Below are 26,679 nucleotides of genomic sequence, written 5' to 3' on the forward strand. Positions count from 1 at the left end.
TGCTCGGGCACAGGTCCGAATAGTCCCCCGATGTCACGAGGACGGATCTCACCATGCCTCGCCCGACTGTCGCTCAGCTCGCCTACGGATCGGCCACCGTCGTCTGCTCCACCATCGCCATGGTTCTGCTGTCCCAGACGAGTTCGGGTCCCGGCGTCCCGGTGATCGCCGTCTCGGCGCTCATCCTGGGCCTGTTCGTGGCGATGTCGGTGCCGGCCCGCAAGCGGGAGCCCGCCGCGGGCACTGCCACCGCGCAGGAGCGGGTGCCGGCCCAGCGCCTGAGCACCACGCTGCCCTCCCCCTCGGCCCCGTCCGCGCCCTCGCGCGCACGCGAACCGGCGGGCCCGTGAGACACGGACCCGCCGGTGTTTCGCTGACCGGTTTCCTCAGGCGGTGCTGACCACCACGGTCTTCGCCGCCTTGTCGTGCAGACCCTGCTTGTAGGGCTTGTCGAAGAAGCTCCAGCCGCCGCAGATCGCCGTCCAGATGCAGGCGCAGCAGAACACGGCGGGCACCCACAGGACGACCGCTCGCAGCAGGTTGCTCTGCATGCCGGGCGTCGCGCCGTCGCTCAGGTTCGCGACGCGCAGCTTCAGCCACTTCTTGCCGAGCGTCTGCCCGGTCTTCGCCGTCATGATCGTGTCGTAGCCGACGTAGAGAATGGCTCCGATCAGCGACTGCGCGAGCCGCTTGCCGGCGTTCATCTCGTCGGTGTCGATGTCGTACTGGCCGACCCCGAAGGCCCACGACAGCAGGCCCACGACGATCGTGATGAGGATGATGTCGATGATCCGCGCGAGGACGCGCTTGCCGCTGTCGGCCAGCGGCGGCATCCCGGCGAGCGGGTCGGCCGCGCCGTAGCCGCCCCCGTAGGGGTCACCGCCGTACGGGGGCGGTGGCGGCGGCGGAGGCGCCGAGCCATAGGGGTTCTGGGGGTTGTCGTACGGGGAGCCGCCGCCCTGGTCGTTGGGCGGCGGCTTGCGGAACGGGTCGTCGTCCGGCGGCTGGCCGGACCCGGCGGGCGGCGGTTCGGTGCTCATGGCCCGAGTGGAACGCGAACCCCGCCGCCCTGCACGTGGCGGGCCGCCGTCCGGATGACGCTTCCGTCAGTCGGCCGCCACGAACGTGCGCGCCGCCTTGTCGTGCAGGCACTGGCGCCACGGGCGGTCGAAGGCGCCCCACAGGACGCCGAGGACGCCCACCACGAGGACGCCGGGCACGCTGTACGCGATCCAGCGCTTGAGGGCCGAGACGAACGTCGGGGCGTCGTGCTCCTCCATGTCACGGACCGTCAGGCCGAACAGCTTCTTGCCGAGGGTGTGACCCCACTTCGACGTCGGCAGCGCCTCGTAGAGCGTGCCGACCACGAGCAGCACCGCGAGGATGATGCCCAGGTACGTGCCGGTCGTGCCGTCGAGCAGCCAGACCGTGACCTGGCGCCCCGAGGCCTTCGCCTCGTCGATCTTGCCGTTGATGTGGTCGACGGCCTTCGTGCCGAGCGGCACGGCGACGGTCGCGGTGACCGCGCCGACGACGACCGAGTCGATGAGCCGGGCCGCGAACCGCTTGCCGAGGCTTGCCGGGCGGGCCGCCGCGGCGGCCTGCGCCGCGGCGAGGAACGGGTCGGTGGAGACCGGCTTGAACGGCGTCACCGGACCGTTCGGCTCCGCCGCGGGTGCGGGCGCCTGGGCCTGCCCCGGCCCCTGCCCCGCCAGTTGGTGCACCTGCTGCGGCCAGGACGGGGAGCCGCCGCCGGGCCCCTGCGTCATGGGGCTCTGCAGGTGCGCCTGCGCCTGGGGCGGCTGCTGCTGTTGCGGCTGCTGGGGCTGTTGCTGCTGCGGCTGCTGTTGCGGGACGTTCCGCTGGGCGGGGGCGGCCGGGGCCTGCGGGGCCTGGGCCTGCGGGGCCGGCTGCGGGTTGAGGCCCGCGCGGGACTGCGCCTGGGCCTGGCCCGGCGTCGCGGGCCCGCCCTGACCGTCCTGCTTCGGCAGCGCCCTGAACGCCATCGTGCCGTCGGCGGGGGCCGGCTTCCCGGCTCCCGGCTGCTGCATGGCGCGGAGCTTGACCGTGCCGTCCGTGCGCTCCGGCGGCGCGGACGCCTCCGGGGCGGACTGCTCGGGCGTCTGCGCGTTCGGGTCCGCGCCCCAGGACACCCGGTTGGCCTGCTCGGCGCCGAAGCCCGCCTGCCGGGCGGTGTTGGCCCCCCAGGCGGACGCGGGCTCGGGCGCCGCGGGCGCGGCGTGCTCCGGGGGACCCATCTCCGTACGCACGGAGGGCTCCTCGTCGAGGAAGACGGGTCCGGTCTCCTCCGCGGGAGGCGGTTCGGAGGCCGACGTGGGGGCGGGGGCGGCGCCCGCTCCGGGCGGGGCCGGAAGGGACTGTCCGTCGGAGGGCGCGGGGCGACTGGTGCCCGGCACCCACGCGGCCCCGTTCCAGTACCGGACATATCCGGGAATGGACGGATCGGGGTAGTAGCCTTCGCGGGGCCTGTCGTCGCCGGGGGCCGGGGTTGGGGCACTCATGTCCGTCGTCCCGTATCTGCTCGGGGGTCTTGTTGTGGGGTCCACATCTATCAGACCGCCGCGCCCGCCCGTGCCGCTCCGCCGTTACGGACCACTTTCCGGGGAACCTCGGCCCCTCGCCGGGACGCCGGAAAAATACTTCGCCGAACTCGCGTAATGCTCCCGGCACATCGTGCTCTCACCTTCCAACGGGCCCGCTCCGGACCCGTACGACGGAGAGGAAACGCACGACATGCACACCGTGGTGGAACGCGAACTGGAACTGAAGCTCGTGCTCTCGCCGGAGCGGAGCATCCCCGTCCCGGCCCGACTGACCTACCGAACCGCCGACCCGTACGCCGTCCACATCACGTTCCACATCGGCTCGCACCACCCCGTCAATTGGACGTTCGCCCGCGAGCTGCTCGTGGAGGGCGTGTTCCGGCCGTGCGGGCACGGGGACGTGCGGGTGTGGCCGACGAAGGTGGACGGGCGCAGCGTGGTCCTGGTGGCGCTGAGCTCGCCGGACGGGGACGCGCTCCTGGAGGCGCCGGCCGCGCAGGTCTCGGCCTGGCTGGAGCGGACGCTGCGGGCGGTCCCGCCGGGCACGGAGGCCGATCAGCTCGGCATCGACGAGGCCCTGGCCGAGCTGCTCACGCCGACCCCGGCCGCCGACGACCTGTACCTGTGCGACCCGTGGCCGGGGGACGAGTCGTCCTCCGAGGACCTGTGAGGGGACCGGCACGGGGGCCGGATCACTCGGAGGGCGCGCCCGGGTCCAGGGTGCCGGTGAGCGTGGCGCCCGCGGGGGCGGGGCCCGGGTCCGCGACCGCGGTGCCGACCGCGAGTCCGACGGAGGACAGCGCGAGGGCGCCGACCAGTACGGCGGCGGTCGTCCTGCGACGGCGGGCGGACTTGTCGTGGTTGCGGTCTGCGGTGCTGGCGCTCATCGGCGGGACCTCTTCGGGCTGCGGGGTGCCGGCCGGCGCCCTGACGGCCGGCCGTGCGACCCCTTCAGGGTGCCGCCGGACGACACCCGGCCACATGAGGCTTTCGTCCTTTATATGGACGTTACGTAACCGGGGCGGCACGCCCTGCGACGCCCCGGGCGGCGCCGCCCGCGGTCAGAACAGCTTGCCGGGGTTGAGCAGGCCCAGCGGGTCGAAGGCCGCCTTCACCGCCTGCTGCATCTCGACGCCGACCGGCCCGAGCTCGCGGGCGAGCCACTCCTTCTTGAGCACGCCGACGCCGTGTTCGCCGGTGATGGTGCCGCCGAGTTCGAGGCCGAGCGCCATGATCTCGTCGAAGGACTCGCGGGCCCGGCGCCCCTCGTCGGCGTCCTGCGCGTCGAAGCAGACGGTGGGGTGCGTGTTGCCGTCGCCCGCGTGCGCGCACACCCCGATGGTGAGGTCGTACTTCTCCGCGATTCGCTCGACGCCTTCGAGCAGCTCGCCCAGCTTGGAGCGGGGCACGCACACGTCGTCGATCATCGTGGTGCCCTTGACCGCTTCGAGGGCGGTGAGGGACAGGCGCCGCGCCTGGAGCAGCATCTCGGACTCGGCGGCGTCCTCGGCGGGCACGACCTGGGTGGCGCCCGCGGCCTCGCACAGCGCGCCGACGGCCGCGAGGTCCGCGGTGGGGTCCGGGGTGTCGAAGGCGGCGAGGAGCAGCGCCTCCGTGGTCTCCGGCAGGCCCATGTTCGCCATGGCGTTGACGGCCTTCACCGTCGTACGGTCCATGAGTTCGAGCAGGGACGGGACGTGCCCGCCCTCCATGATCCGGCAGACCGCGTCGCAGGCGGCCTCCGCCGACGCGAACTCGGCTGCCAGCACCAGTTGTTGGGGCGGCTGCGGCTTCAGCGCGAGCGTCGCCTTCACGACGATCCCGAGGCTGCCCTCGGAGCCGACGAAGAGCCGCGTCAGGTCGTAGCCCGCGACGCCCTTCGCGGTGCGCCTGCCGGTCTGCAGCAGCCGGCCGTCGGCGAGGACGACGTCGAGCCCGAGCACGTACTCCGCCGTCACTCCGTACTTCACACAGCACAGGCCGCCCGAGGCCGTGCCGATGTTGCCGCCGATGGTGCACATCTCCCAGCTGGAAGGGTCCGGCGGGTAGTAGAGCCCGTGCTCGTTGACCGCGCGGGAGAGCGTGGCGTTGATGACGCCCGGTTCGACGACGGCGATCCGGTCGACCGGGTTGATCTCCAGGACGCGGTCCATCTTGACGAGCGAGAGGACGATGCAGCCCTCGCTCGCGTTGGCCGCGCCCGACAGGCCCGTGCGGGCGCCCTGCGGGACGACCGGGACGCGCAGCGCGGTCGCCGTGCGCATCACGTGCTGGACCTCTTCGACGGTGCGCGGCAGGACGACGACGGCGGGGGTGCCGGCGTCGCAGAAGCTCGCCATGTCGTGGGCGTAGGAGGCGGTGATGTCGGCGTCGACGATGATCGCTTCCGCGGGCAGGCCCGTGCGGAGCTCTTCCATGAGGGTGCGGCTCATGATCACACCTTTGCACTCCGTTGGGGCCGTGTGAACCCCCTGCCTGCACCCCGGGGCTCTGCCCCGGACCCCGCTGCCTCTCGTACGAAAGGCGGGCTTGATATGGCTACACCAGAGCCGTGCCGATCAGGCCGTTGCGGGTGATCAGGGACGCCAGAGCCGCCTCGTCGAGGCCCTCCGTACCCGCGGGGCGCCGCGGCAGGACCATGTAGCGGGTCTCCGCGCTGGAGTCCCAGACGGTGATCTTTACGTCGGGCGGCAGCGTGACCCCGAACTCGCCCAGTACGGACCGCGGTTCGCGCACCACGCGGGAGCGGTACGCCTCGCTCTTGTACCAGCCGGGCGAGGGGCCGAGGAGCCGCAGCGGGTAGCAGGAGCAGAGTGTGCACACGATCATGTTGTGCACGTCCTCCGTGTTCTCGGCGACCCGCAGCCGCTGGAACTGAACTCCCCCGCTGGAGAAGCCCAGTTCGGCCACGGCCGCCGAACCGTCCGCGAGCAGCCGCTCCTTGAACGCCGGGTCGGCCCAGGCGCGGGCCGCCACCTTCGCGCCGTTGACCGGCGAGGCGCCCGCGAGGAAGCCGTCGATGACCTCGTCGACCGTCTCGCCGCCGACGATGCCCTTCTCCTCCAACAGGCTTTCCAGGAGCCGTACTTGGCGGGAGATCACCGCGTCGTCGTGGTCACCTGACATCGGCGTCGGCCTCCTCGAAGGGCTCCAGATAGCTCTCGGACAGGTCGAGGACGACGTCGTGCCCGCCCTCGCCCCACAGCTCGCGCGCCGCGAACCGCACCGCGTAGATCATCTCGACGGGCGCGTCGTCCCGCCCCTGCGCGCGCACGTCGGCGAGCGGCGCCCGGCCCTCCGGCTCGACGACGACGCCGAGCTTGCCACGGGCGTAGCGCGGCAGGCGGGTGTGGTGCGGCGGGTCGTGGCGGTAGGTGCGGACCCGGTCGCCGGGCGAGAAGACGCCTGGCTCAGACATGGTCGAGGGCCCCCTCCTCGATGACGCCCTTGCGTTCGAGGAGCGTCCGGATCGCGTGGAACCAGCGCTCGTAGTACGAGGCCGCGAGGTACTCCTGGGGCGGCATCGTCTCGATGGCGTCCCGGAACTCGTCGAGGTTGAAGACGTGTCGGACGAGCAGCGCGCGCTGGAGCGCGAAGACCCGCGCCTCCCAGTCCGCGTGGAAGGGTTCGGCGTCATCGCTGGTGTCGATGGCGCCGAACCCCGTCGTTCCGCCTACGTCGTTCATCCTGGCCATGCGGCCAGCTTAGGAGCCCGCGTCAGAGATTTCCGCGCTTCTCCTGCTCGCGCTCGATCGCCTCGAAGAGGGCCTTGAAGTTGCCCTTGCCGAAGCCCATGGAGCCGTGCCGCTCGATCATCTCGAAGAAGACGGTCGGCTTGTCCTGGACCGGCTTCGTGAAGATCTGCAGCAGGTAGCCGTCCTCGTCGCGGTCGACGAGGATCTTCAGCTCGCGCAGCGTCTCGACCGGTACCCGGGTCTCGCCGGCCCACTCGCCGAGGGTGTCGTAGTACGAGTCGGGGGTGTCGAGGAACTGAACTCCCGCCGCGCGCATGGCCTTCACCGAGGCGACGATGTCGTTCGTGGCGAGCGCGATGTGCTGGACGCCCGCGCCGCCGTAGAACTCCAGGTACTCGTCGATCTGCGACTTCTTCTTGGCGACGGCCGGCTCGTTGATCGGGAACTTCACCTTGAGGGTGCCGTCCGCGACGACCTTCGACATCAGCGCGCTGTACTCGGTCGCGATGTCGTCGCCCACGAACTCCTTCATGTTCGTGAAGCCCATGACCTTGTTGTAGAACGCCACCCACTCGTTCATCTTGCCGAGTTCGACGTTGCCGACGCAGTGGTCGATGGCCTGGAAGGTGCGCTTGGCCGGGGGCTCGACGATCGGCTCTGCGGCGGCGAAGCCGGGCAGGTAGGGGCCGTCGTAGCCGGTGCGCTCGACCAGCGTGTGGCGGGTCCTGCCGTACGTGGCGATGGCGGCGCGCACGACGGTGCCGTGCTCGTCCTTCGTCTCGTACGGCTCCTGGAGGCCGCGGGCGCCGTGCTCGACGGCGTACGCGTAGGCGGCGCGGGCGTCCGGGACCTCGATGGCGAGGTCGACGACGCCGTCGCCGTGCGCCGCGACGTGGTCCTGGAGGAAGGTGCCCCACTCGGTGGAGGCCTTGATGACGGAGGTGAAGACGAAGCGGGCCGAGCCGTTCGTGAGGACGTAGGACGCCGTCTCGCGGCTGCCGTTCTCCGGTCCGGAGTAGGCGACGAGCTTCATGCCGAAGGCGGTCGAGTAGTAGTGCGCGGCCTGCTTGGCGTTGCCCACGGCGAAGACGACCGCGTCCATCCCCTTGACCGGGAAGGGGTCGGCCTGCCGTGCGGTGTCGGGGGTGTGCTGTGTGGTCTGCGTCATACGGTGAGGTTCCCGCCGCTCCGCAAGGTGCGCAATAGCTTGCGTTTTTGCTGGGCAATCTGACCAGTGCGGGGCCCGTTTCTGCGGGCTGCTTGTACAGGGTGACCACCCGGGGCCGGGACGGCGGCGGGACGGCTACGGAGGCGTACATGGCGATCGACGATCTGGACGGGCGGCTCATCGTGCTGCTCGCGCGCGAACCGCGGATCGGGGTGCTCGAGATGTCGCGGCGGCTCGGCGTCGCGCGCGGCACCGTGCAGGCCCGCCTCGACCGGCTTACCTCGAACGGAGTCATCCGCGGCTTCGGCCCCCAGGTGGACCCGGCGGCGCTCGGCTACCCGGTCACCGCGTTCGCGACGCTGCAGATCAGACAGGGTCAAGGAGCCGACGTCAGGACCCATTTGGACGGCGTCCCCGAGGTCCTGGAGCTGCACACGACGACCGGCAGCGGCGACATGCTGTGCCGCCTCGTGGCCCGCTCGAACGCGGACCTTCAACGTGTGATCGACCGGGTTGTCGGTTTTGATGGCATCGTCCGGGCTTCCACGGCGATCGTCATGGAAAATCCTGTTCCGCTGCGGATCATCCCGCTCGTGGAGCAGGCGTCAGGAGATTCCTGACGGCTATCCGAGCACCGCCCGGGAGTGAGGTGCGATGAACTTCTGGGACTACCTGGGCACCCGGCATCAGCAACTGCTCGCCGACGCCTATCAGCACGCGAGCGCCGTCTTCCAGTGCATGGTCCTCGCGACCTTGATCGGCATCGTCATCGGCATCGTCTCGTACCGCAGCGAATGGGCCGGGAACCTGGCGACGACCGCCACCTCGACGATTCTGACCATCCCCTCGCTCGCCATGATCGGTCTGCTGATCCCGATCGTGGGCCTCGGCGTCGCGCCGACCGTCATCGCGCTCACCCTGTACGGGCTGCTGCCGATCGTGCGGAACGCGATCGTGGGCCTGCGCGGCGTCGACCCCGCGCTGATCGACGCGGCGAAGGGCATCGGGATGTCCCGGGCCGCCCGCCTGTTCAAGGTGGAGCTGCCGCTCGCCTGGCCGCCCATCCTCACCGGCATCCGGGTCTCCACGCAGATGCTGATGGGCATCGCCGCCATCGCCGCGTTCGCCTCGGGCCCCGGGCTCGGCAACGAGATCTTCCGCGGCATCGCCTCCCTGGGCAGCGCCAACGCGCTCAACCAGGTGCTCGCGGGCACGCTCGGCATCATCATCCTCGCCCTGCTCTTCGACGCCGCGTACGTCCTCATCGGACGGCTGACCATCCCGAGGGGGATCCGTGCCTGAGACCACGACGACCGCGACGACCGGGCCGGCCGAGCCGTCCGGGACCCCCGAGGCGTCCGGGGCCAGCATCGAGCTGGAGAACCTCACCAAGCGCTATCCGGGCTCCAGCGACCCCGCCGTGGACAGCGTCAACATGGAGATCAAGGCGGGCGAGCTGATCATCTTCGTCGGCCCGTCCGGCTGCGGGAAGTCCACGACGCTGAAGATGATCAACCGCCTCATCGAGCCGACCGCCGGGCGCATCCGGATCGGCGGCGAGGACGTCACCGACATGGACCCGGTGAAGCTGCGCCGCAAGGTCGGCTACGCGATCCAGTCCTCCGGGCTCTTCCCGCACATGACGGTCGCCCAGAACATCGCGCTGGTGCCGAAGATGATCGGCTGGTCCAAGTCCAGGATCAAGTCGCGGGTCGAGGAGATGCTCGACCTCGTCGGCCTCGACCCCGGCGAGTACCACGGCCGCTATCCGCGCCAGCTCTCCGGCGGCCAGCAGCAACGCGTCGGCGTGGCCCGCGCGCTCGCGGCCGACCCGCCCGTCCTGCTGATGGACGAGCCGTTCGGCGCCGTCGACCCGATCACCCGCGACCACCTCCAGGACGAGCTGATCCGGCTCCAGCACGAGCTGCACAAGACGATCGTCTTCGTCACCCACGACTTCGACGAGGCCATCAAGCTCGGCGACCGGATCGCGGTGCTGCGCGAGAAGTCGCACATCGCCCAGTTCGACACCCCGGAGGCGATCCTCACCAACCCGGCGGACGACTTCGTCTCCGGTTTCGTCGGCGCGGGCGCGGCGCTCAAGCGCCTCAACCTCACCCGCGTACGCGACGTGGAGGTCACCGACTATCCGACGGTGGGCGTCGACGACCCGCTGCAGGACATCTTCAACAAGCTGCGGGCGGCCGGCACGAACGAGCTGCTGCTCCTCGACAAGCGCCGCCGTCCCTACAAGTGGCTGCGCCGCGGCGACATGATGCGCGCCAAGGGCTCCCTCGCCCGCGCGGGCACCCTCGTCCACGACACCGTCACCTGGGACGCCACCCTGCGCGACGCCCTCGAAGCGGTCCTCACCGACAACGCGGGCCGGGTCGCGGTCACCGGGCGGCGCGGCCAGTACGAGGGCGTCGTCGACATGGAGACGCTGATGAACTCCGTGCACGAACTCCTGGAGGCCGACCGGCTCGAAGCGGTCGAGCACCAGCACGAGCTGGAGGAGAAGCGCGCCGAGCAGACGCACCTGGAGCAGGAGGGCTCCCAGGGCGCCGGCGGGGAGGCGAAGGCGTGAGCACACCGTCCCGCAAAGCGCCCCCGAAGGGCGCGCGCCCCGAGGGCGAGCACGAGGTCAAGGGCCTCGCGTTCCGCGACGAGGGCGAGGCCGAGCAGGAGTCCCGCTCGCCGGTCCAGAAGGAACCGTCCCGGATCACCTGGAAGAAACTGACGTTCCTTCCGGTGTTCCTGATCCTCGTCCTGCTGATCACCTGGCTCTGGTTCCGCAACGCCGACCTCGACACGATCTCCGAGAACGCCATCTCGGGCGGCAAGGTCGGCAAGGCGCTGCGCCAGCACATCAGCCTGACGGTGATCTCCACCTTCTTCGTGCTGATCATCGCGATCCCGCTGGGCATCGTGCTGACCCGCAAGATGTTCCGCAAGGCGACCCCGTTCGCCCTGGCGATCGCCAACATGGGCCAGGCCACCCCGGCCATCGGCCTGCTCGCCCTGCTCGTCATCTGGCTGGGCATCGGCGAGAAGTCGGCCCTGATCGGCATCATCATCTACGCGATCCTGCCGGTGCTCTCCAACACCATCGCGGGCCTGAAGGCCAACGATCCGACGCTCCTCGAAGCGGCGAAGGGCATCGGGATGTCGCCGATGGGGGTGCTGCGCAAGGTCGAACTGCCGCTCGCCGTCCCGCTGATCCTCGCGGGCGTGCGCACGGCGCTCGTCCTCAACGTCGGCACGGCGACCCTCGCCACCTTCGGCGGTGGCGGCGGCCTCGGCGTCCTCATCACCACCGGCATCACCAACCAGCGCATGCCGGTCCTGATGCTCGGCTCGATCCTCACCATCGCGCTCGCCCTGCTCGTCGACTGGCTGGCCTCGCTGGCCGAACTGCTGCTGCGCCCGCGCGGGTTGGAGGTGCGCTCATGAAGTACCCCATGCGCCGCAGGCACCGCGTGCGGGTGGCCGTCGCGGCGAGCTGCGGGATCGCGCTCCTCGCGAGCGGCTGCGGACTGACCAGTGGCAGCCCGCTGGTCGACGACGTACAGCCGGGATCCATCGGCAAGGACAAGCCGCTCGAAGGCGCGGACATCACCGTGACGTCCAAGGAGTTCACCGAGCAGCTGCTGCTCGGCGCGATCATGGGCATCGCGTTCAAGGCGTCCGGCGCGGACGTCCTCGACCGGACCGGCATCCAGGGCTCCATCGGCGCCCGCGAGGCCATCAAGTCCGGTGACGCCGACGCCATGTACGAGTACACGGGCACGGCCTGGATCACGTACCTCGGCAACTCGGACCCGATCACCGACCCGCAGAAGCAGTACGAGGCCGTGGCCAAGGCCGACAAGAAGAACGGCATCACATGGCTGCCGCAGGCCGAGCTCAACAACACCTACGCGCTCGCCATGAACAACGCCAACTTCAAGAAGTACGGCACCAAGACGCTCTCCGACGTCGCCGCGCTCGCCAAGAAGGACCCGAAGGCCGTCACGCTCTGCGTGGAGAGCGAGTTCGCCAACCGGGCCGACGGCCTGCCCGGCATGCAGAAGGCGTACGGGATGAAGGTGCCGCCCGCCAACATCACGCAGATGGACAGCGGCATCATCTACACCCAGGCGTCCAAGGGCAGTTGCACCTTCGGCGAGGTCTACACGACCGACGGCCGGATCAAGGCGATGAACCTGAACGTCATGGAGGACGACAAGAAGTTCTTCCCCAACTACAACGCGGCGCCGTCGATCAACAGCAAGGCGCTCAAGAAGTACCCGGCGATGGCGGACATCCTGGAGCCGATCACGAAGAAGCTCAACAACAAGGTCGCCCAGGACCTCAACGCGAAGGTGGACGTCGACGGGCAGGACCCGCACGACGTGGCGAAGGAGTGGCTGGTGAAGGAGGGCTTCGTCAAGGAGTGAGGGCCCGGACTCCCCCGGTCAGCACTCCGGGACCGCGCCCGAGCCCTTCTCCAGGTTCGTCAGCGCGGTCATCGTGCCCTTGAGCGTGCTCACCGAGATCAGCTTCATCGAGTCCGGCGCGGAGGCCTTCGCGTCCGAGCACTCCGCCTTCGGTACGAGGAAGACCGTGGCGCCGTCGCGGTCCGCGGCCTGCACCTTCAGCGACACACCGCCGACCGGGCCGACCTTGCCCTCGGCGTCGATGGTGCCGGTGCCCGCGATGGACTTCCCGCCGGTGACGTCGCCGCCGCTGCCGTCGCCGTCCAGCATGTCGACGATGCCGAGGGAGAAGAGCAGGCCCGCGCTCGGTCCGCCGACGTCGCCGAGCTGGAGGTCGACCTCGATGTCCTTCGAGGACTTGCCGAGGTAGGAGAGGGCGGCCTCGGTGGCGGCGTCCTGCGAACCCTTCATCTCCTTCTTGTTGTGCTGCTCGACCTCCTTCGTCGAGTCGCCCGACGGGTACACCGCGTCGCGCGGCATGACCGCCCGGTTCTCGGCGAACCAGCCGTCGAGCACGTCACCGAGGTGCACGGAGGCGTCGGGGCCCGTCGCCACGATGGTCACCGCGCGCAGCTTGCCCTCCGTGGGGCGGGTGGGGGCGCCGCTGATGTCGATGACGGGTTTGCCGTCCGACTTCCCGAGGACGTTCGTCGTGGGACCCGGCTGGGCCACGGAGAACGGCAGCGGGGCGAAGCCCGCGATCGCCAGGAGGGCGACGACCGGGACGGCGCAGAGGGCCAGGGCGGCGGGACGGCTGAGGCGATTGAGCACGGGTTGACTCTAACGTGACGGGTGTGGCGGCAACGGGGGTGCGGTCGCTACCTGAGCGCGTCCGCCACCTCTCGTGCCGCGTCGAGGACCCTCGTGCCCACCCGTTCCGGGACGGAGTCCGAGAGCATGACCACTCCCACGCTGCCCTCCAGACCGGTCACCCCGAGCAGCGGCGCCGCCGCCCCGCTCGCCCCGGCCTCCAGTTCGCCGTGCGTGAGGGTGTAGCCCGTCTCGGGGAGCACGCCCTGGCGGGCGCCGAGGATGGCGCGGCCCGCGGCGCCCCGGTCGAGCGGGTGGCGGAAGCCCGTGCGGTACGCCACGTGGTAGTCGGTCCAGGTCGGCTCGACGACGGCCACGGCGAGGGCCTCCGTGCCGTCCACCAGCGTCAGGTGCGCCGTCGCCCCGATGTCCTCGGCGAGTGCGCGCAGGGCCGGGAGCGCGGCCTCGCGCACCAGGGGGTGGACCTGCCGGCCGAGCCGGAGCACGCCGAGCCCGACGCGGGCGCGGCCGCCCAGGTCGCGGCGGACCAGGGCGTGCTGCTCCAGGGTGGCGAGCAGACGGTAGACGACGGTCCGATTGACGCCGAGCTTGTTGGAGAGCTCGGTGACGGTCAGGCCGTGGTCGGTGTCGGCGAGCAGTTTGAGGACGCGCAGTCCCCTGTCGAGCGTCTGGGAGGTCTCCGCGGTCACGACGCCCACTCCTTAGTGGTGAGGGACGACGGCCTCCTGCGCGGGGGTCGCGTCACCTGTCCCGTGGGCGACGCGCGTGAGAGGCCGCCGGTCGGTGATCAGGCGCTGGGCTGCTTACGGCTGTCAGTTGACGCACCGGCTGCGCTCCGCGGCGGCTCTGCCACGGGGCGTGTGCGTTGCCCGGAATGTAGCGAGGTCGTCCCGCTGAGCGGAAGACTCCGTCCAGAATCCGGTCAGCCAACGGCCCCAGATGTGCGCGAATGCCCGCACTTGATCCCCATGTCACTTCATGCGGGTGGCCCATTCCTGCACCTTGGCGATGCGCTGGCGCAGCTGTCCGCCGGTCGCCTCCGCGCTCGGCGGGCCGCCGCACACCCGGCGCAGTTCGGTGTGGATGACACCGTGCGGCTTGCCGCTCTGATGCACGTACGCGCCGACGATCGTGTTCAGCTTCTTGCGCAGCTCCATCAGCTCCTTGTGGGAGACGACGGGGCGGCGGTCGGCCGGCAGCTCCAGGAGGTCGGCCTCGCTGTCCGGCTTCTTCTTGCTGTGCGAGATCTGCCGCGCCTGCCGCTTCTGGAGCAGCATCTGCACCTGGTCGGGTTCGAGCAGGCCCGGGATGCCGAGGTAGTCCTGCTCCTCCTCGCTGCCGGGGTGCGCCTGCATGCCGAACTCGGCGCCGTTGTACATGACGCGGTCGAAGGTGGCCTCGGACTCCAGGGCCTCGAAGGAGAACTGCTCCTGCTCGCCGGTGTCCTCGTCCTGCTCCTTGTTCGCCTCGTCCATCTCCTTCTCGGACTCGGCGTAGGGGTCCTCCTCCTGGTCCTTCTTCGGCTTGTCGAGGACGTGGTCGCGCTCGACCTCCATCTCGTTGGCGAAGCCGAGCAGGTCGGGGACGGTGGGCAGGAAGACGGAGGCCGTCTCGCCGCGGCGCCGCGAACGCACGAAGCGGCCGACGGCCTGCGCGAAGAAGAGCGGGGTGGAGATCGTCGTGGCGTAGACGCCGACCGCGAGGCGCGGGACGTCGACGCCCTCCGACACCATGCGGACCGCGACCATCCAGCGGTCCTCGCTCGCCGCGAAGTCGTCGATCCGCTTCGAGGCGCCGGTGTCGTCGGAGAGCACGACGGTGGCCTTGGTACCGGTGATCTCGCGGATCAGCTTCGCGTACGCGCGGGCCGAGTCCTGGTCGGTGGCGATGACGAGGCCGCCCGCGTCCGGGATGCCCTTCCTGACCTCGGTGAGGCGGGCGTCGGCGGCGCGCAGCACGCTCGGCATCCACTCGCCGCGCGGGTCGAGGGCGGTGCGCCAGGCCTGGCTGATGGCGTCCTTGGTCATCGGCTCGCCGAGCCGGGCCGCGATCTCGTCTCCGGCCTTCGTGCGCCAGCGCATGTTGCCGCTGTAGCTGAGGAAGATCACCGGGCGCACGACGTTGTCGGCGAGCGCGTTGCCGTAGCCGTACGTGTAGTCGGCGGCCGAGCGCCGGATGCCGTCCCGGCCCTCCTCGTACTGGACGAAGGGGATCGGGTTGGTGTCGGAGCGGAACGGCGTACCGGTCAGCGCGAGGCGGCGGGTGGCCGGCTCGAAGGCCTCCAGGCAGGCCTCGCCCCACGACTTCGAGTCACCGGCGTGGTGGATCTCGTCGAGGATCACGAGGGTCTTGCGCTGCTCGCTGCGGTTGCGGTGCAGCATCGGCCGCACGCCCACACCCGCGTACGTGACGGCGACGCCCTGGTACTCCTTGCTGAGCGGCCCTGCGCTGTACTCGGGGTCCAGCTTGATGCCTATCCGGGCGGCGGCCTCGGCCCACTGCTTCTTCAGGTGCTCGGTCGGGGCGACCACGGTCACCTGCTGCACGACGTGGTGGTGCAGCATCCACGACGCGAGGGTGAGCGCGAACGTGGTCTTTCCGGCGCCCGGGGTGGCGACCGCGAGGAAGTCGCGGGGCTGCTCCTGGATGTACCTGTCCATCGCACCCTGCTGCCACGCACGCAGCTTGTTGGCGGTGCCCCAGGGGGCGCGGCCGGGGAAGGCGGGTGACAGGTGGGCGGACGAGGCGGAAGGAGTGGCGGATGTAGTAGTCACGGTCTCCGGTTACTCAAAGCTGGACGGCACGGCTACGTATGACAACCGGGCCACCCTACCGGTGACGCGGTTGACGGGCGCGCCCGGCGAGGCCGGACGGGGCCCGGTTGGGACGCGCGTCACAGATCAACTGGCCGACCTGTACGGGCAGTCAGGGCGAGGTCACCGGAGCGCGCAGCCGCGCCGCCACCCACACTCCGACCAGCGCGACGGCCGCCATCGGCAGGAACACGGCGGCGAACGCGGCCGGGTGCGAGCCCCCTGCTCCCTGTGCGGCCGCGTGCCCGGCCGCACCCACCGCTCCCCCGCCGAGCGCGGCGAAGGCGGCGCCGCCCGCGGCGAGCAGCAGCGCGTTGGAGAGCCCGTCGGAGATCTGCAGGGCGGCGGAGTTCGACCCGGCCTCCTCGGGCGCGGACAGCTGGAGCAGCAGCACCGACGTGGAGGAGATCACGAGCCCCATGCCCAGGCAGCCGAAGGCCCAGGCGACGGCCACGGTCCACACGGGCACGGCCGGGATCAGCACGCTCGGCGCAGCGACGATGGCGAGCGCGACCAGCACCATCCCGGCGGCGACGAGCCGCTCCCGGTACGGCTCGACGCGCGGCCGGGACTGGAGCCACGAGCCGAGCGCCCAGGTGCCGCCGCCCGCGGCGAGCGAGAACCCGGCGAGCGTGGGGCTGAGCCCGCGCTGCGTCACCAGCATCAGCGGCACGAAGGACTCGGCCGCGATGAACGACCCGGCCGCGATGCCGCGCAGCAGCACCACGGACGGCAGCCCCCGCGCGGCCCGGTAGGTGCCGCGGGGCAGCAGCCCGAGCACGGACGGCACGAGGAGGGCGGTGCCGACGGCGGCGGGCAGCAGGGACAGCGGGCGCAGGTCCTGGGCGGCGTACTGGATGAGTCCCGCGCCGAGCGAGATGCCCAGGGCGAGGCGGATGCGGCGCCGGTCGAAGGCGGCGGGGGCGGCGCCCTCGGGTGCGCCGGAGGCTCGCCGCCGGACCTCGGGAAGCGCGAGCGCGAGCGGCAGGACGACCAGGATCGGGATGCCGAGGAAGACCCACCGCCAGCCGATGTGCTCCGTCACGGCGCCCGCCGCGAGCGGCCCCACGATCGACGGCACGACCCAGCTCGCCGCGAACGCCGCCATGATCGCGGGCCGCAGCCGCTCCGGGTAGGCCCGGCTGACCACGACGTAGAGCCCGACGATCACCAGGCCGCCGCCGAGCCCCTGCACGGCACGCCCGGCGATGAACATCCACATGGTGCCCGCGGTCCCGGCGAGCAGCAGCCCCGCGGCGAAGGAGCCGATCCCGGCCGTGACGGGTCCGAGCGGACCGCTCCGGTCGGCCCACTGCCCGGCGAGCACCATCCCGAACAGGCTGGTCGTGAAGAAGCCGGAGAACGCGAACGCGTACAGCGACACCCCGTCCAACTCCCGCGCGGCGACCGGCATCGCGGTGCCCACGGCGGTCGCCTCGAAGGCGATGAGCAGCACGACCGTGACGATGCCGCCGCTGAGCGCGCGATAGGTGCGGCCGAGGACACCTTCGGTCTCGGTGAGGACGGGGCGGACTGGGGCGTCGTCGGTGACGTCTTCGAGGGCGGCCATGCGGTTCAGAGTAAGGGTCGTACGGCTCTCTGACCCCTGTCTTGAGGCGGTCGGGAGCTGGTCCCTTGGTCGTAGGCCCCGGCGCTTCATGAACGGCGCATGGCAGTCGTGTTGCGGGGTGCCCGGGGCCCTTGAGGGGCGGCTGATCAGGCCCGTAGCTTGGGCAGCGCTTGGCCGTGTGCCCGAGTGGCTGAGGGATTCGCCTGCAAAGCGAAGCACGCCGGTTCGATTCCGGTCACGGCCTCCACACACGAAGGGGCGCCCCCGCGAGAAGCGGGGGCGCCCCTTCGTCGTGCGCGCTCGGGATGCGGTCCTCAGCCGGCCGTCTCCGCCACGGCCGCTCCCGGCGCCGCGGTCTCCGTGACCACCGCCGCCTGCGGCCTGATCGGCAGGCGGTTGACCGGGCGGCCCGTCGCCGCGCGGACCGCCGAGGCGACGGCCGCAGGGGACGCGACCACCGGGGCCGCGCTCGCCGACTTCGCGCCGAAGGGGGCGACCACGTCGCGCTCCTCGACGAGGTTGACGATGTGGATGTCGGGGGCGTCGAGCGAGGTGGGCAGGGCGTAGCCGGTCAGGTCGGGGCGGCGGACGATGCCCTTCGGGGTGCGGAGGTTCTCCGTGAGGGCCGCGCCGACGCCCTGGGTGACGCCCGCTTCGATACGGGCCGCGAGCTGGGCGGGGTTGAGGATGCGGCCGACGTCCTGGGCGACCGCGAGTTCGACCACGCGCACCGAGCCGAGCTCCACGTCGACGTCCACCACCGCGCGGATCGCGCAGAAGGCCATGCCGACGAACGCGTCGCCCTGGCCCGAGGCGTCGAGCGGCTCCGTGGGGTGCGGGCGGCACTGCGCCGTGGCCCACAGCTCCTTGCCGTCCATGGCCTCTTCGACGGTCGTCGACAGCACGCCGTCGTACGACGTGATCTTGCCGTCCGCGATCTGCAGCAGCTCCGTGGACATGCCGAACTTGTGGGCCAGCGGCTGGAGGAGCTGGGTGCGGACCATCTTGGCCGCCCGCTCGACCGCCCCGCCGGACACCCACGTGTGGCGGCCGCGGCAGCCGGGACCGGCCGGCGGCTGGTCGGTGTCGACCGGCGCGACGTGCACCTCTTCGATGCCGAGCGTCTCCTGGACGATCTGGCGGGCGAGCGTGGCGAAGCCCTGGCCGGTCTCCACGGCGGCGCAGATGACCGTCGCGACGCCGCCCTGGACCTTCACCGTGGCCGTGGAGACCTCGTCCGCGCCCTCCGCGCCCAGCATGTGCACCATGCCGACGCCGTAGCCGACGCCGCGGCGGATCGCGGCCGGTTCCCCGACGCCCTCGGGCCCGCCGGGGAGCAGCCAGTCCTCCTCCGGGGTGTCCTTGGGCAGCGGCGGCAGCGGGAAGTCCCGCACGGAGGTGAGCAGTTCGGCCACGGGCGCCGGGCACGTCACCGTCTGCCCCGTCGGGAGGACGTCGCCGGTCGCCAGGACGTTGCGCAGGCGGATTTCGGCCGGGTCGACGCCCAGCTTCTTCGCGAGCTTGTCCATCTGTGCCTCGTACGCGGCACAGACCTGGAGCGCGCCCTCGCCCCGTACGTGCCCGGACGGCGGGTTGTTCGTGCGGACCGCCCAGCCCTCGATGGAGGCGTGCGGCACGACGTAGGGGCCGCAGGCGAAGGAGACCGCGGCGGCGAGCGCGTCGGACGACGTGTCCGCGTACGCGCCCGCGTCCAGCAGGATCTGGGCCTCCACCTTGACCAGCCGGCCGTCCGCGTCCGCGTGGTGGCGGTAGCGCAGGAGGGTCGGATGGCGGTGCGGGTGGCCGAGGAAGGACTCCTCGCGGGACGCGGCGAGCTTGACCGGGCAGCCGGTGTGCAGGGCGAGCAGGCCGAGCGGGAGGTGGAAGCTCGGGTCCTCCCGGTCGGCCGTCGCGCCGGGCACGCCGGTGACGACGACCTTCACGCGCTCGCGCTCCAGGCCGTAGCGGGCCGCCGCCAGGTCGCGGTCGCCGTGCGGGTCGGTGGAGGCGATGTACAGCTCGACGCCGCCGTCGGGGCGCGGCACCGCGAGGCCCGCCTCCGCGCCGACCGGCGCCGGGTCCTGGCGGCCGATGCGGTAGAGGCCCTCGACGACGACCTCGCCCGTCGCCCCGGCGTCGCCGTGCTGGAGCGGGATGTGGCGGATCAGGTTGCCGTCGGGGTGCAGGGGCTCCGCCGCGAACGACTGCTCGGGGTCCGTGACCGGGTCCAGGACCTCGTACTCGACGATGATCGCGGCCGCGGCCATCCGCGCCGTGTCCGGGTGGTCGGCCGCCACGGCGGCGAGCGCCTCTCCGTGGTGGCGCACGATTTCGGAGGCGAACATCGGGCGGTCCGACGCGCGGTGTCCGGGCAACGAGCCGCCGGGGACGTCCTCGTGCGTGACGACCGCGAGGACGCCGGGCATCTCGCGCGCGTGGCTGGTGTCGATGCTCACCACGCGCGCGTGCGCGTGCGGGGAGCGCAGGATCGACGCCCAGAGCAGGCCCTCGGCCCACAGATCGGCGGCGTACGGGAACGTGCCGTCCGCCTTGGCGGGGGCCTCCTGCGAGGGGAGCGACGTGCCGAGGCCGTGCGGGAAGCTCTCCGCCTCCGGGGTCGTGGGGGCCGCGGAGGGCGTGGCCGTCTCGTTCGTCATGCCTGGCCTCCGTCCGGGAAGTCCTGGAAGTCCTGCGGGTGCTGCGGGTTCGGGAAGTCCTGCGGGTGCGCGTCGCCCTGGAGGTCCTCGGTCGCCAACGGGCCCGCCTGGCGCGGGATCATCGGCTCTTCCGCGGCGTCCTCGGCCGCCGGCTCCTCGTTCGCGGCGTCCGCCGCGGCCCGCCGCTCCTCGGCAACCTGGCGCACGGCGTCCACGACACCCCGGTAGCCGGAGCAGCGGCACAGGTTGCCGCACAGCGCCTGGCGGGTCTCCAGAGCGGTCGGGTTCGGGTTGCCCTCAAGGAGGTCGTGCGCCGTCATCGCCATACCGGGAACGCAGAAACCGCACTGCACCGAACCGCACGCGGCCAGCGCCCGCTGCACGTCGGAGGGCCGGCCGTCGGCGGCGAGGCCCTCGACCGTACGGACCTCGCTGCCGGCGGTGGTCGCCGCGGGCACCAGGCAGGAGGCCACGAGGCGGCCGTCCACCTGCACGTTGCACGCACCGCACTCGCCCTGCGAACAGCCGTCCTTGGCCCCCGCGAGACCGAGGCGCTCGCGCAGCACGTACAGCAGCGACTCCCCGATCCAGGCGTCCGTAACGGGCCGATCCGCACCATTGACCCGCAGAACGTAGCTGGCCAGGGGGTGATCGTCGTGGAGCGGGGGCCGGGCGGGAGCTTCGTCCTCGACATCGGCTTCGGCTTCGGCTTCAACCTCGGCTTCGGGAGCCGCTACGTCGACGGCCTCGGGCACATCGGCCATTTCAAGCCCCGCCGGCGTTTGAGGCGCGGGGTCCGGGGCAGAGCCCCGCAACCCAGGCTCGGTCGGCTGCTCAGGGGCCTCCGGCGCAGAGGTCGGCACATCAAGCCCCGCCGGCGATTGAGGCGCGGGGTCCGGGGCAGAGCCCCGTGACGCAGGATCGTCCGACCGCTCCGGGGCCGGCTGCGGGGCCCACGGCGCAGGCGCACCCCCCGGCAACGTCGCCGGAGGCTCCTGCCCGCCCCACGGCGGAGCCGCCCTCACGGACGCCGTGAACTCACCGGACTCGTCCGGCAGTTCCCCCTCGGCCAGCGGAATCGACCACTGCCCCGTCTGCCCCTGGTGGGGCGCGGGCTCCACGGGGGCAGGCGGCTCCGCGGCAGCGGGCACGTCGGCGGGACCGACCAGGTTCTCCGGCAGCACCCACACCCCGGTCGCCGCGGGATCCGTCGCGGCCGCACCCGTGGCCGGGCTCACCGTTATCTGCGGCGGCACATAGCCGTGGCCCGGCGCCTCCAGCGGCGCCGCGTCCGGGAAGCCCTCGGGGGGCAGCTGCACGAAGGCCGTGGCGTCGGAGTCGTACTCGCCCTGGGGCACCGGCTCCCAGCCGTCGGGTCCGGGGTACTCGTTCGTCACGACAGCGCCCTCCCAAGTGCACGTCGGGCCAGCACGGCGACGGTGCGCCGCAGATGCAGTACGGCGGGCGGCAACTGCTGCTGCGTGCCGTCCGGCGCCGGTTCCGGGTCGGGGACGCAGGCCGCGGCGACGTATTCGCCGAAGGCGTGCACGGCTTCCGGCACGAGCGCGCCGCGCTCGCCGTCCCAGTCGATGAGCGAGGCCACCCACTGCTCGGCCTCAAGGGGCCGCAGCGGCATCGGCGCGATGGCCCCGACGGCGCAGCGCACCCCGCGCCGCGCCGGGTCGAGGACGAGCGCGACGGACGCCATCGCGCGCCCGGGGCCCGTACGCCCGGTCGCCTTCAGGAAGACCTGCGGCGCGTGCAGCAGCGGAACCCGTACGAACCCGATCAACTCGCCCGGAGCGAGCATCTCCATGCCGGCCAGCAGGTGCGAGACCGGCACTTCGCGTCTCGCGCCGCCCTGCCCCGCGATGATCAACGTGGCTTCCAGCGCGGCGAGTACGGGCAGCGTGTCGTTGGCGGGGGCGCCGGAGGCGATGTTGCCGCCGAGCGTCGCCGCGTTGCGGATCTGGGGCGGGCCCGCGGCCCGCGCGGCGGCGGCGAGGCCGGGGATGAGCGCGGCGAAGTCGGGGCGGCCGATGCGCGCGTGCGTGAGGCCCGCGCCGAGCAGCGCGTTCCCGTCCTGGTACTGCCAGCCGCGGATCTCGCTGATCCGGCCGAGCCCGACGAGGGCGGCCGGGCGCAGTCCACCCGCGTTGACCTGGGCCATCAGGTCCGTGCCCCCGGCCACCGGTACGGCGGCGGGCATGGCGGCGAGCGCCGCGACTGCCTCGTCCAGCGAACCCGGAAGTACCGCGGCCTGTGTCGTCGCCTGCGGTGCGTGCGTGGTCAAACCGGCTGCCCCTTCCCGATGTCCGGCCGCGTGCCTGGCGACGGCGCCGGTCCCCGCGTGGTCCGCGCGTGACCGCCGTTCCCGCCGTTACGCCTGTTCCGCCGTACGGTACGTGCTGACAGGCCGGACGTGGCAACTCTGGCACATCTTCCGTCCGGCCCGGAGAGGGGGTCCGGTAGGAGGCATTCGCCCCTTCCGCCTCACAGATGACCGATATCGCACCAGATCACCTGTGGGCACGAATTGGCACTCCGCGCCTCTGTATGAGGTGAGGTGTGCGACGAGGCGTGATCCTCGTCGCGCGCAAGCTCACACGTTCGGGGGTTCCCCTTCGAAGGGGCGTCCGAGCACACCTGGGCGCCGCTGCCAGGGCAACGGGCCGCCGGGCGGCCGGTAACCGACCCCCAGCGCGTCAAGTCGCCCGTAGTGCGCGGTCATTCGGCGCTCGAAGTCCGCGAAGTCGCGGGCGCCGGGTGCGGGCAGTTCGCTCCACGCGACCTCGCTGAAGGCGGAGAGCCGCGGGTACAGCTGGTAGTCGAGGCGCTGTTCGTTCTCCGTCACCTCGGTCCACATGTTGGCCTGCGTGCCGAGGACGTGCCGCGCCTCCTCCTCGCTCAGCTGCGGGGGGACCGGCTCGAAGCGGTAGACGTCCTCTAGGGTGCGCACGTAGCCGATGGGAACCGGCTCCTCTTCGCCGGGGGCCTGGCGGTAGTTCAAGTAGACCTGCTGCTCGGGGCACATGACGACGTCGTGGCCCGCCCGCGCCGCGATGATGCCGCCCTCGTAGCCCCGCCAGGAGGAGACCGTGGCGCCGGGCGCGAGGCCGCCCTCGAGGATCTCGTCCCAGCCGATGAGGCGCCGGCCGCGCGCGCCGAGCCAGGTGTCGAAGTGCCGGATGAACCAGGACTGGAGCTCGTCCTCGTCGGCCAACCCCAGTTCCTTGATGCGCGCCTGGGCCGTGGGCGACTGCCGCCACTGGTCCTTGGGGCACTCGTCGCCGCCCACGTGGATGAAGGTGGACGGGAACAGGTCGAGGAGTTCCTCGAAGACGCCCTCGTAGAAGCGGAGGGTGGTGTCAGTGGGGGCGAGTACGTTCGGATTGACGCCCCAGGTGTCCCAGACGGGGAGGGAGGACGTGTCGACGACGTCGCGGTTGCCGAGTTCCGGATACGCGTGGATGGCCGCCTGCGAGTGGCCCGGGATGTCGATCTCGGGGACGACCGCGATGTGCAGCGCGTCGGCGTACGCGACGATTTCGCGGATGTCGTCCTGGGTGTAGAAGCCGCCGTGCGGCCTGTCCTCCCACAACTCCGAGTCGCGGTGGCCGAATTTCGTCCGTGACCGCCAGGAGGCGGCCTCCGTCAGCTTCGGATGCCGCTTGATCTCGACGCGCCAGCCCTGGTCGTCGGTGAGGTGGAAGTGCAGGACGTTGAGCTTGTGGGCGGCCATCAGGTCGAGTTGGCGCAGCACCCCGGACTTCGGCGTGAAGTGCCGGGCGACGTCGAGCATCATGCCGCGCCAGCGGAAGCGGGGCGCGTCGTCGACGGTGACGTGCGGGACGCTCCAGGTGCGCCCGGGGAGCGGGGCCCTGCGGTACGCGTCGGGGCCGAGGAGCTGACGCAGCGTCTGGGCGCCCCAGAAGACGCCCGCCGCCGATCCGCCCTCGATCGTGACGCCCGCGTCCGTCGCGCGCAGCCGGTAGCCCTCCGTTTCGAGGGCGGGGTCGATGCGCAGGACGACGGCATCCCCCTCGTCCACGCCCTTGGGCGGCAGGGCACAACCGGTCGCCGCGCCGAGCGTCGCGCGCAGCCAGCGCGCGGTGCCCTGGGTCCCCTCCCCCGCCGCGATGCCGGTGCGGTCGCCGAACACGCAGCGGCCGTCGCCCGCGTGCGCCTGCCGACGGGGTGCGGGGATGAGATCCATGACGGGAGGCTAAGAGGACTGGACCAATTCCCGCAATGGTGCGACGCCCCGGACACGCGAAACCCCGGGCATGCGTCACCGCACACCCGGGGTTCACCGGGAAGGGCCGCCGGGAAGGGCGGGCAGGGGCCGGTTACTTGCCCTTGCCGCCGCCGTCCTTGCCGCCCTTGTCCTTGTCGCCGCCGGCGCCCATGGACTCGTAGATCTCCTTGCACATGGGACACACGGGGTACTTCTTCGGGTCACGGCCGGGCACCCACACCTTGCCGCAGAGCGCGACGACGGGCGTCCCGTCGAGGGCGCTCGCCATGATCTTGTCCTTCTGGACATAGTGGGCGTAGCGCTCGTGATCGCCGTCGCCACTCGACGTCTGTGGCGTCGGCTCTACGAGGGTCCCCGTACCTGTCCCGCGCTCGGGCTCAAGAGTGCTCATAACCGCCAAGGGTACTTAAGCCCGCCCGGTCCCGGAACGAGGTCAGTTGAGCGACGGGTCGTCCGGATATGTGGCCACCATCGCCAGTTCGCCGCGCTGGCGCCGCAGGACCGCGCGCCACAGGCCCTCGGGGCGGGTGGCGGAGACGTCGCCGGGCTCCGACTCGACGACGTACCAGGCGCCGTCGGTCAGTTCGTCCTCCAGCTGGCCCGGGCCCCAGCCCGAGTAGCCCGCGAAGATCCGCAGGGAGCCGAGCGCCGCCGCGAGCAGCTCAGGCGGGGCCTCCAGGTCGACGAGCCCGATCGCCCCGTGCACCCGGCGCCAGCCGAGGGGCGTCTCCCGCTCGTCGTCCCCCGGGATGACCGCGACGCCGAGCGCCGAGTCGAGAGAGACCGGGCCGCCCTGGAAGACGACCCCGGGCTCGCCGGCCAGATCGGCCCAGCCCTCCAGGATGTCCCCGACGTCCACCGGCGTCGGCCGGTTCAGCACGACGCCGAGCGAGCCCTCCTCGTCGTGGTCGAGGAGCAGCACGACCGCCCGGTCGAAATTCGGGTCCGCGAGGGCGGGTGTGGCCACGAGCAACCGCCCTGTGAGCGAGGACACCTCGGTCATGCATGACATGATCCCGCATCCGGCCGCCCTCGGGGGCGCCAAGCGCAACAACCGCGTGAACGCAGCTCAGGACGCGGGGAAGCGGAAGATGCGCGCTTCACAAAACCGTCACGCTTTGTGCTCCACCCGGCGCGCTTCGTGTTGTAGCGAACTCATGACGCTCTCCGGCACCCACAGGCATACGAATAAGGGCCGTACCCCCCTTACCCTTGAGCCTGGCCCTGCCCTTCTCTTCGGAACGCGAGATTCATGACCGTCACCGACGATGTCCTCCTTGTCCACGGCGGAACCCCGCTCGAGGGCGAGATCCGTGTCCGCGGCGCGAAGAACCTCGTGCCCAAGGCCATGGTCGCCGCGATCCTCGGCAGTGCGCCGAGCCGGCTGCGCAATGTCCCCGACATCCGCGACGTGCGCGTCGTACGCGGCCTGCTGCAGCTGCACGGCGTGACCGTCGGCCCCGGCGAGGAGCCGGGCGAGCTGGTGATGGACCCCTCGCACGTGGAGTCGGCGAACGTGGCCGACATCGACGCGCACGCGGGCTCCTCCCGCATCCCGATCCTGCTGTGCGGCCCGCTGCTGCACCGCATCGGCCACGCCTTCATCCCCGGTCTCGGCGGCTGCGACATCGGCGGCCGGCCCGTCGACTTCCACTTCGAGGTGCTCCGCCAGTTCGGCGCGACCATCGAGAAGCGCGCGGACGGCCAGTACCTGGAGGCCCCGCAGCGCCTGCGCGGCACGAAGATCCGCCTCCCCTACCCCTCCGTGGGCGCCACCGAGCAGGTACTGCTCACGGCCGTCCTCGCCGAGGGCGTCACGGAGCTCTCGAACGCGGCGGTGGAGCCGGAGATCGAGGACCTGATCTGCGTCCTGCAGAAAATGGGCGCGATCATCGCGATGGACACCGACCGCACCATCCGCGTCACCGGCGTCGACAAGCTCGGCGGCTACACGCACCGCGCCCTCTCGGACCGCCTGGAGGCGGCCTCCTGGGCGTCCGCGGCGCTCGCCACGCACGGCGACATCTACGTCCGCGGCGCGCAGCAGCGCTCGATGATGACGTTCCTCAACACGTACCGGAAGGTCGGCGGCGCCTTCGAGATCGACGACGACGGCATCCGCTTCTGGCACCCCGGCGGCCAGCTGAAGTCGATCGCGCTGGAGACGGACGTCCACCCCGGTTTCCAGACGGACTGGCAGCAGCCGCTCGTCGTGGCCCTGACGCAGGCCACGGGCCTCTCGATCGTCCACGAGACGGTCTACGAGTCCCGCCTCGGCTTCACGTCCGCGCTGAACCAGATGGGCGCGCACATCCAGCTCTACCGCGAGTGCCTCGGCGGTTCCGACTGCCGCTTCGGGCAGCGCAACTTCCTGCACTCGGCGGTCGTGTCGGGCCCGACGAAGCTCGAGGGCGCCGACCTGGTCATCCCCGACCTGCGTGGCGGCTTCTCGTACCTGATCGCGGCGCTGGCGGCCCAGGGGACGTCCCGGGTCCACGGCATCGACCTGATCAACCGCGGCTACGAGAACTTCATGGAGAAGCTCGTCGAGCTGGGCGCGAAGGTCGAGCTGCCTGGCAAGGCGCTCGGCTAGCCGCCGCTCGACCCGTACGTGAGTGGGGCCGCCCGGAATCGTCCGGGGGGGCCCCCCACATTTGGCTAAGGCCCCACGGGCCGGCGGGGGGGGGCGACCCGGCCCGCCCGGG

The 26,679-nt window shown here is 71.7% G+C and carries 26 protein-coding genes and 1 tRNA gene; 9 read left to right on the forward strand and 18 right to left on the reverse strand.

The genetic code is table 11. The annotated features are described in order from the left end of the window. The first annotated feature begins 53 nt into the window (after positions 1–53). A complete protein-coding gene (locus ACFV9W_RS15505) occupies positions 54–350 on the forward strand; it encodes a hypothetical protein (RefSeq protein ID WP_385760320.1) in 297 nt (98 codons plus the stop codon). 36 nt (positions 351–386) lie between these two features. Here ACFV9W_RS15505 and ACFV9W_RS15510 read toward each other — a convergent pair whose 3' ends face one another. Together ACFV9W_RS15510 and ACFV9W_RS15515 are read right to left on the reverse strand one after the other, a co-directional pair. Then, on the reverse strand, positions 387–1,040 hold the full coding sequence (locus ACFV9W_RS15510) for an RDD family protein (RefSeq protein WP_385760323.1): 654 nt from the start codon (positions 1,038–1,040) through the stop codon (positions 387–389). Between the two features lie 66 nt (positions 1,041–1,106). Continuing rightward, positions 1,107–2,522 carry an RDD family protein gene (locus tag ACFV9W_RS15515; RefSeq protein ID WP_385760325.1) on the reverse strand — a complete coding sequence of 472 codons (1,416 nt, stop codon included), beginning with the start codon at positions 2,520–2,522 and terminating at the stop codon, positions 1,107–1,109. A 232-nt stretch (positions 2,523–2,754) separates the two neighbouring features. Between ACFV9W_RS15515 and ACFV9W_RS15520 the strand changes: the two genes are divergently transcribed. Continuing rightward, the gene (locus ACFV9W_RS15520; protein ID WP_385760328.1) at positions 2,755–3,234 is read left to right on the forward strand and encodes an SsgA family sporulation/cell division regulator; all 480 of its coding nucleotides are present in this window, start codon (positions 2,755–2,757) and stop codon (positions 3,232–3,234) included. Between the two features lie 22 nt (positions 3,235–3,256). Here ACFV9W_RS15520 and ACFV9W_RS15525 read toward each other — a convergent pair whose 3' ends face one another. The 6 genes from ACFV9W_RS15525 to hppD form a co-directional block, all read right to left on the reverse strand. After that, a complete protein-coding gene (locus ACFV9W_RS15525) occupies positions 3,257–3,451 on the reverse strand; it encodes a hypothetical protein (RefSeq protein ID WP_385760330.1) in 195 nt (64 codons plus the stop codon). A 174-nt stretch (positions 3,452–3,625) separates the two neighbouring features. After that, positions 3,626–4,996 carry an FAD-binding oxidoreductase gene (locus ACFV9W_RS15530; RefSeq protein WP_385760333.1) on the reverse strand — a complete coding sequence of 457 codons (1,371 nt, stop codon included), beginning with the start codon at positions 4,994–4,996 and terminating at the stop codon, positions 3,626–3,628. A gap of 106 nt (positions 4,997–5,102) precedes the next feature. Beyond that, complete coding sequence (gene nthA / locus ACFV9W_RS15535) at positions 5,103–5,690, reverse strand: nitrile hydratase subunit alpha (protein ID WP_385760336.1); 588 nt, start codon at positions 5,688–5,690, stop codon at positions 5,103–5,105. Beyond that, positions 5,680–5,982, reverse strand: a complete 303-nt coding sequence (locus ACFV9W_RS15540; RefSeq protein ID WP_385760339.1) for an SH3-like domain-containing protein — start codon at positions 5,980–5,982, stop codon at positions 5,680–5,682. Before ACFV9W_RS15540 ends, nthA begins: the two co-directional genes overlap by 11 nt. Next, positions 5,975–6,259 (reverse strand): hypothetical protein, encoded by a 285-nt coding sequence (locus tag ACFV9W_RS15545; RefSeq protein ID WP_385760342.1) that lies wholly within the window; start codon positions 6,257–6,259, stop codon positions 5,975–5,977. The genes ACFV9W_RS15540 and ACFV9W_RS15545 overlap by 8 nt, the downstream gene beginning before the upstream one ends. Positions 6,260–6,281: 22 nt before the next feature. Further along, entirely contained in the window at positions 6,282–7,427 is a 1,146-nt protein-coding gene (hppD, locus tag ACFV9W_RS15550) for a 4-hydroxyphenylpyruvate dioxygenase (RefSeq protein WP_385760345.1), read from the reverse strand. A 149-nt stretch (positions 7,428–7,576) separates the two neighbouring features. Here hppD and ACFV9W_RS15555 point away from each other — a divergent pair, with 149 nt between their 5' ends. The 5 genes from ACFV9W_RS15555 to ACFV9W_RS15575 are packed head-to-tail and all read left to right on the forward strand — an operon-like array spanning position 7,577 to position 11,866. After that, complete coding sequence (locus ACFV9W_RS15555) at positions 7,577–8,047, forward strand: Lrp/AsnC family transcriptional regulator (protein WP_266710827.1); 471 nt, start codon at positions 7,577–7,579, stop codon at positions 8,045–8,047. Positions 8,048–8,081: 34 nt separating this feature from the next. Continuing rightward, on the forward strand, positions 8,082–8,729 hold the full coding sequence (locus tag ACFV9W_RS15560; protein WP_385760350.1) for an ABC transporter permease: 648 nt from the start codon (positions 8,082–8,084) through the stop codon (positions 8,727–8,729). Further along, a complete protein-coding gene (locus ACFV9W_RS15565; protein WP_385760353.1) occupies positions 8,722–10,014 on the forward strand; it encodes a betaine/proline/choline family ABC transporter ATP-binding protein in 1,293 nt (430 codons plus the stop codon). The genes ACFV9W_RS15560 and ACFV9W_RS15565 overlap by 8 nt, the downstream gene beginning before the upstream one ends. Next, positions 10,011–10,880 carry an ABC transporter permease gene (locus ACFV9W_RS15570; protein ID WP_385760355.1) on the forward strand — a complete coding sequence of 290 codons (870 nt, stop codon included), beginning with the start codon at positions 10,011–10,013 and terminating at the stop codon, positions 10,878–10,880. The genes ACFV9W_RS15565 and ACFV9W_RS15570 overlap by 4 nt, the downstream gene beginning before the upstream one ends. Then, the gene (locus tag ACFV9W_RS15575; protein WP_385760357.1) at positions 10,877–11,866 is read left to right on the forward strand and encodes a glycine betaine ABC transporter substrate-binding protein; all 990 of its coding nucleotides are present in this window, start codon (positions 10,877–10,879) and stop codon (positions 11,864–11,866) included. Before ACFV9W_RS15570 ends, ACFV9W_RS15575 begins: the two co-directional genes overlap by 4 nt. An 18-nt stretch (positions 11,867–11,884) precedes the next feature. Here the strand turns inward: ACFV9W_RS15575 and ACFV9W_RS15580 are convergent, their stop codons facing one another. From ACFV9W_RS15580 to ACFV9W_RS15595, 4 genes are all read right to left on the reverse strand, one after another. Further along, positions 11,885–12,676, reverse strand: coding sequence for a S16 family serine protease (locus tag ACFV9W_RS15580; protein ID WP_385760359.1), 792 nt, complete (start codon positions 12,674–12,676; stop codon positions 11,885–11,887). Between the two features lie 47 nt (positions 12,677–12,723). After that, on the reverse strand, positions 12,724–13,365 hold the full coding sequence (locus ACFV9W_RS15585) for a helix-turn-helix domain-containing protein (RefSeq protein ID WP_351338215.1): 642 nt from the start codon (positions 13,363–13,365) through the stop codon (positions 12,724–12,726). Between the two features lie 282 nt (positions 13,366–13,647). Beyond that, positions 13,648–15,450 carry a DEAD/DEAH box helicase gene (locus tag ACFV9W_RS15590; RefSeq protein WP_385760362.1) on the reverse strand — a complete coding sequence of 601 codons (1,803 nt, stop codon included), beginning with the start codon at positions 15,448–15,450 and terminating at the stop codon, positions 13,648–13,650. Between the two features lie 151 nt (positions 15,451–15,601). Next, positions 15,602–17,059, reverse strand: coding sequence for an MFS transporter (locus tag ACFV9W_RS15595; RefSeq protein ID WP_385760364.1), 1,458 nt, complete (start codon positions 17,057–17,059; stop codon positions 15,602–15,604). A gap of 172 nt (positions 17,060–17,231) precedes the next feature. Between ACFV9W_RS15595 and ACFV9W_RS15600 the strand changes: the two genes are divergently transcribed. Continuing rightward, positions 17,232–17,306 (forward strand) — tRNA-Cys (locus ACFV9W_RS15600). 67 nt (positions 17,307–17,373) lie between these two features. Here ACFV9W_RS15600 and ACFV9W_RS15605 read toward each other — a convergent pair. From ACFV9W_RS15605 to ACFV9W_RS15630, 6 genes are all read right to left on the reverse strand, one after another. Then, a complete protein-coding gene (locus ACFV9W_RS15605; protein WP_385760366.1) occupies positions 17,374–19,716 on the reverse strand; it encodes a xanthine dehydrogenase family protein molybdopterin-binding subunit in 2,343 nt (780 codons plus the stop codon). Beyond that, positions 19,713–21,113: a 2Fe-2S iron-sulfur cluster-binding protein gene (locus tag ACFV9W_RS15610; RefSeq protein WP_385760367.1), complete on the reverse strand. Its 1,401-nt coding sequence runs from the start codon at positions 21,111–21,113 to the stop codon at positions 19,713–19,715. Before ACFV9W_RS15610 ends, ACFV9W_RS15605 begins: the two co-directional genes overlap by 4 nt. After that, the gene (locus ACFV9W_RS15615; RefSeq protein WP_385760370.1) at positions 21,110–22,009 is read right to left on the reverse strand and encodes an FAD binding domain-containing protein; all 900 of its coding nucleotides are present in this window, start codon (positions 22,007–22,009) and stop codon (positions 21,110–21,112) included. Before ACFV9W_RS15615 ends, ACFV9W_RS15610 begins: the two co-directional genes overlap by 4 nt. Before the next feature lie 309 nt (positions 22,010–22,318). Beyond that, on the reverse strand, positions 22,319–23,932 hold the full coding sequence (locus tag ACFV9W_RS15620) for a beta-N-acetylhexosaminidase (RefSeq protein WP_385760372.1): 1,614 nt from the start codon (positions 23,930–23,932) through the stop codon (positions 22,319–22,321). Positions 23,933–24,065: 133 nt separating this feature from the next. After that, positions 24,066–24,365, reverse strand: coding sequence for a DUF3039 domain-containing protein (locus ACFV9W_RS15625; protein WP_385760375.1), 300 nt, complete (start codon positions 24,363–24,365; stop codon positions 24,066–24,068). Between the two features lie 42 nt (positions 24,366–24,407). After that, the gene (locus ACFV9W_RS15630; RefSeq protein WP_385760378.1) at positions 24,408–24,977 is read right to left on the reverse strand and encodes a YqgE/AlgH family protein; all 570 of its coding nucleotides are present in this window, start codon (positions 24,975–24,977) and stop codon (positions 24,408–24,410) included. A 249-nt stretch (positions 24,978–25,226) separates the two neighbouring features. Between ACFV9W_RS15630 and murA the strand changes: the two genes are divergently transcribed. Continuing rightward, positions 25,227–26,567 carry a UDP-N-acetylglucosamine 1-carboxyvinyltransferase gene (gene murA / locus ACFV9W_RS15635; protein WP_266710853.1) on the forward strand — a complete coding sequence of 447 codons (1,341 nt, stop codon included), beginning with the start codon at positions 25,227–25,229 and terminating at the stop codon, positions 26,565–26,567. Positions 26,568–26,679: the final 112 nt, after the last annotated feature.

It is taken from the genome of Streptomyces sp. NPDC059897 (assembly GCF_042730865.1).
Lineage (GTDB): Bacteria > Actinomycetota > Actinomycetes > Streptomycetales > Streptomycetaceae > Streptomyces.

Coding starts and splice junctions, on each gene's coding strand:
- ACFV9W_RS15505 (WP_385760320.1), top strand. CDS start 54: ATGCCTCGCCCGACTGTCGCTCAGCTCGCCTACGGATCGGCCACCGTC.
- ACFV9W_RS15510 (WP_385760323.1), bottom strand. CDS start 1,040: ATGAGCACCGAACCGCCGCCCGCCGGGTCCGGCCAGCCGCCGGACGAC.
- ACFV9W_RS15515 (WP_385760325.1), bottom strand. CDS start 2,522: ATGAGTGCCCCAACCCCGGCCCCCGGCGACGACAGGCCCCGCGAAGGC.
- ACFV9W_RS15520 (WP_385760328.1), top strand. CDS start 2,755: ATGCACACCGTGGTGGAACGCGAACTGGAACTGAAGCTCGTGCTCTCG.
- ACFV9W_RS15525 (WP_385760330.1), bottom strand. CDS start 3,451: ATGAGCGCCAGCACCGCAGACCGCAACCACGACAAGTCCGCCCGCCGT.
- ACFV9W_RS15530 (WP_385760333.1), bottom strand. CDS start 4,996: ATGAGCCGCACCCTCATGGAAGAGCTCCGCACGGGCCTGCCCGCGGAA.
- nthA (WP_385760336.1), bottom strand. CDS start 5,690: ATGTCAGGTGACCACGACGACGCGGTGATCTCCCGCCAAGTACGGCTC.
- ACFV9W_RS15540 (WP_385760339.1), bottom strand. CDS start 5,982: ATGTCTGAGCCAGGCGTCTTCTCGCCCGGCGACCGGGTCCGCACCTAC.
- ACFV9W_RS15545 (WP_385760342.1), bottom strand. CDS start 6,259: ATGGCCAGGATGAACGACGTAGGCGGAACGACGGGGTTCGGCGCCATC.
- hppD (WP_385760345.1), bottom strand. CDS start 7,427: ATGACGCAGACCACACAGCACACCCCCGACACCGCACGGCAGGCCGAC.
- ACFV9W_RS15555 (WP_266710827.1), top strand. CDS start 7,577: ATGGCGATCGACGATCTGGACGGGCGGCTCATCGTGCTGCTCGCGCGC.
- ACFV9W_RS15560 (WP_385760350.1), top strand. CDS start 8,082: ATGAACTTCTGGGACTACCTGGGCACCCGGCATCAGCAACTGCTCGCC.
- ACFV9W_RS15575 (WP_385760357.1), top strand. CDS start 10,877: ATGAAGTACCCCATGCGCCGCAGGCACCGCGTGCGGGTGGCCGTCGCG.
- ACFV9W_RS15595 (WP_385760364.1), bottom strand. CDS start 17,059: ATGGCCGCCCTCGAAGACGTCACCGACGACGCCCCAGTCCGCCCCGTC.
- ACFV9W_RS15605 (WP_385760366.1), bottom strand. CDS start 19,716: ATGACGAACGAGACGGCCACGCCCTCCGCGGCCCCCACGACCCCGGAG.
- ACFV9W_RS15620 (WP_385760372.1), bottom strand. CDS start 23,932: ATGGATCTCATCCCCGCACCCCGTCGGCAGGCGCACGCGGGCGACGGC.
- ACFV9W_RS15625 (WP_385760375.1), bottom strand. CDS start 24,365: ATGAGCACTCTTGAGCCCGAGCGCGGGACAGGTACGGGGACCCTCGTA.
- ACFV9W_RS15630 (WP_385760378.1), bottom strand. CDS start 24,977: ATGACCGAGGTGTCCTCGCTCACAGGGCGGTTGCTCGTGGCCACACCC.
- murA (WP_266710853.1), top strand. CDS start 25,227: ATGACCGTCACCGACGATGTCCTCCTTGTCCACGGCGGAACCCCGCTC.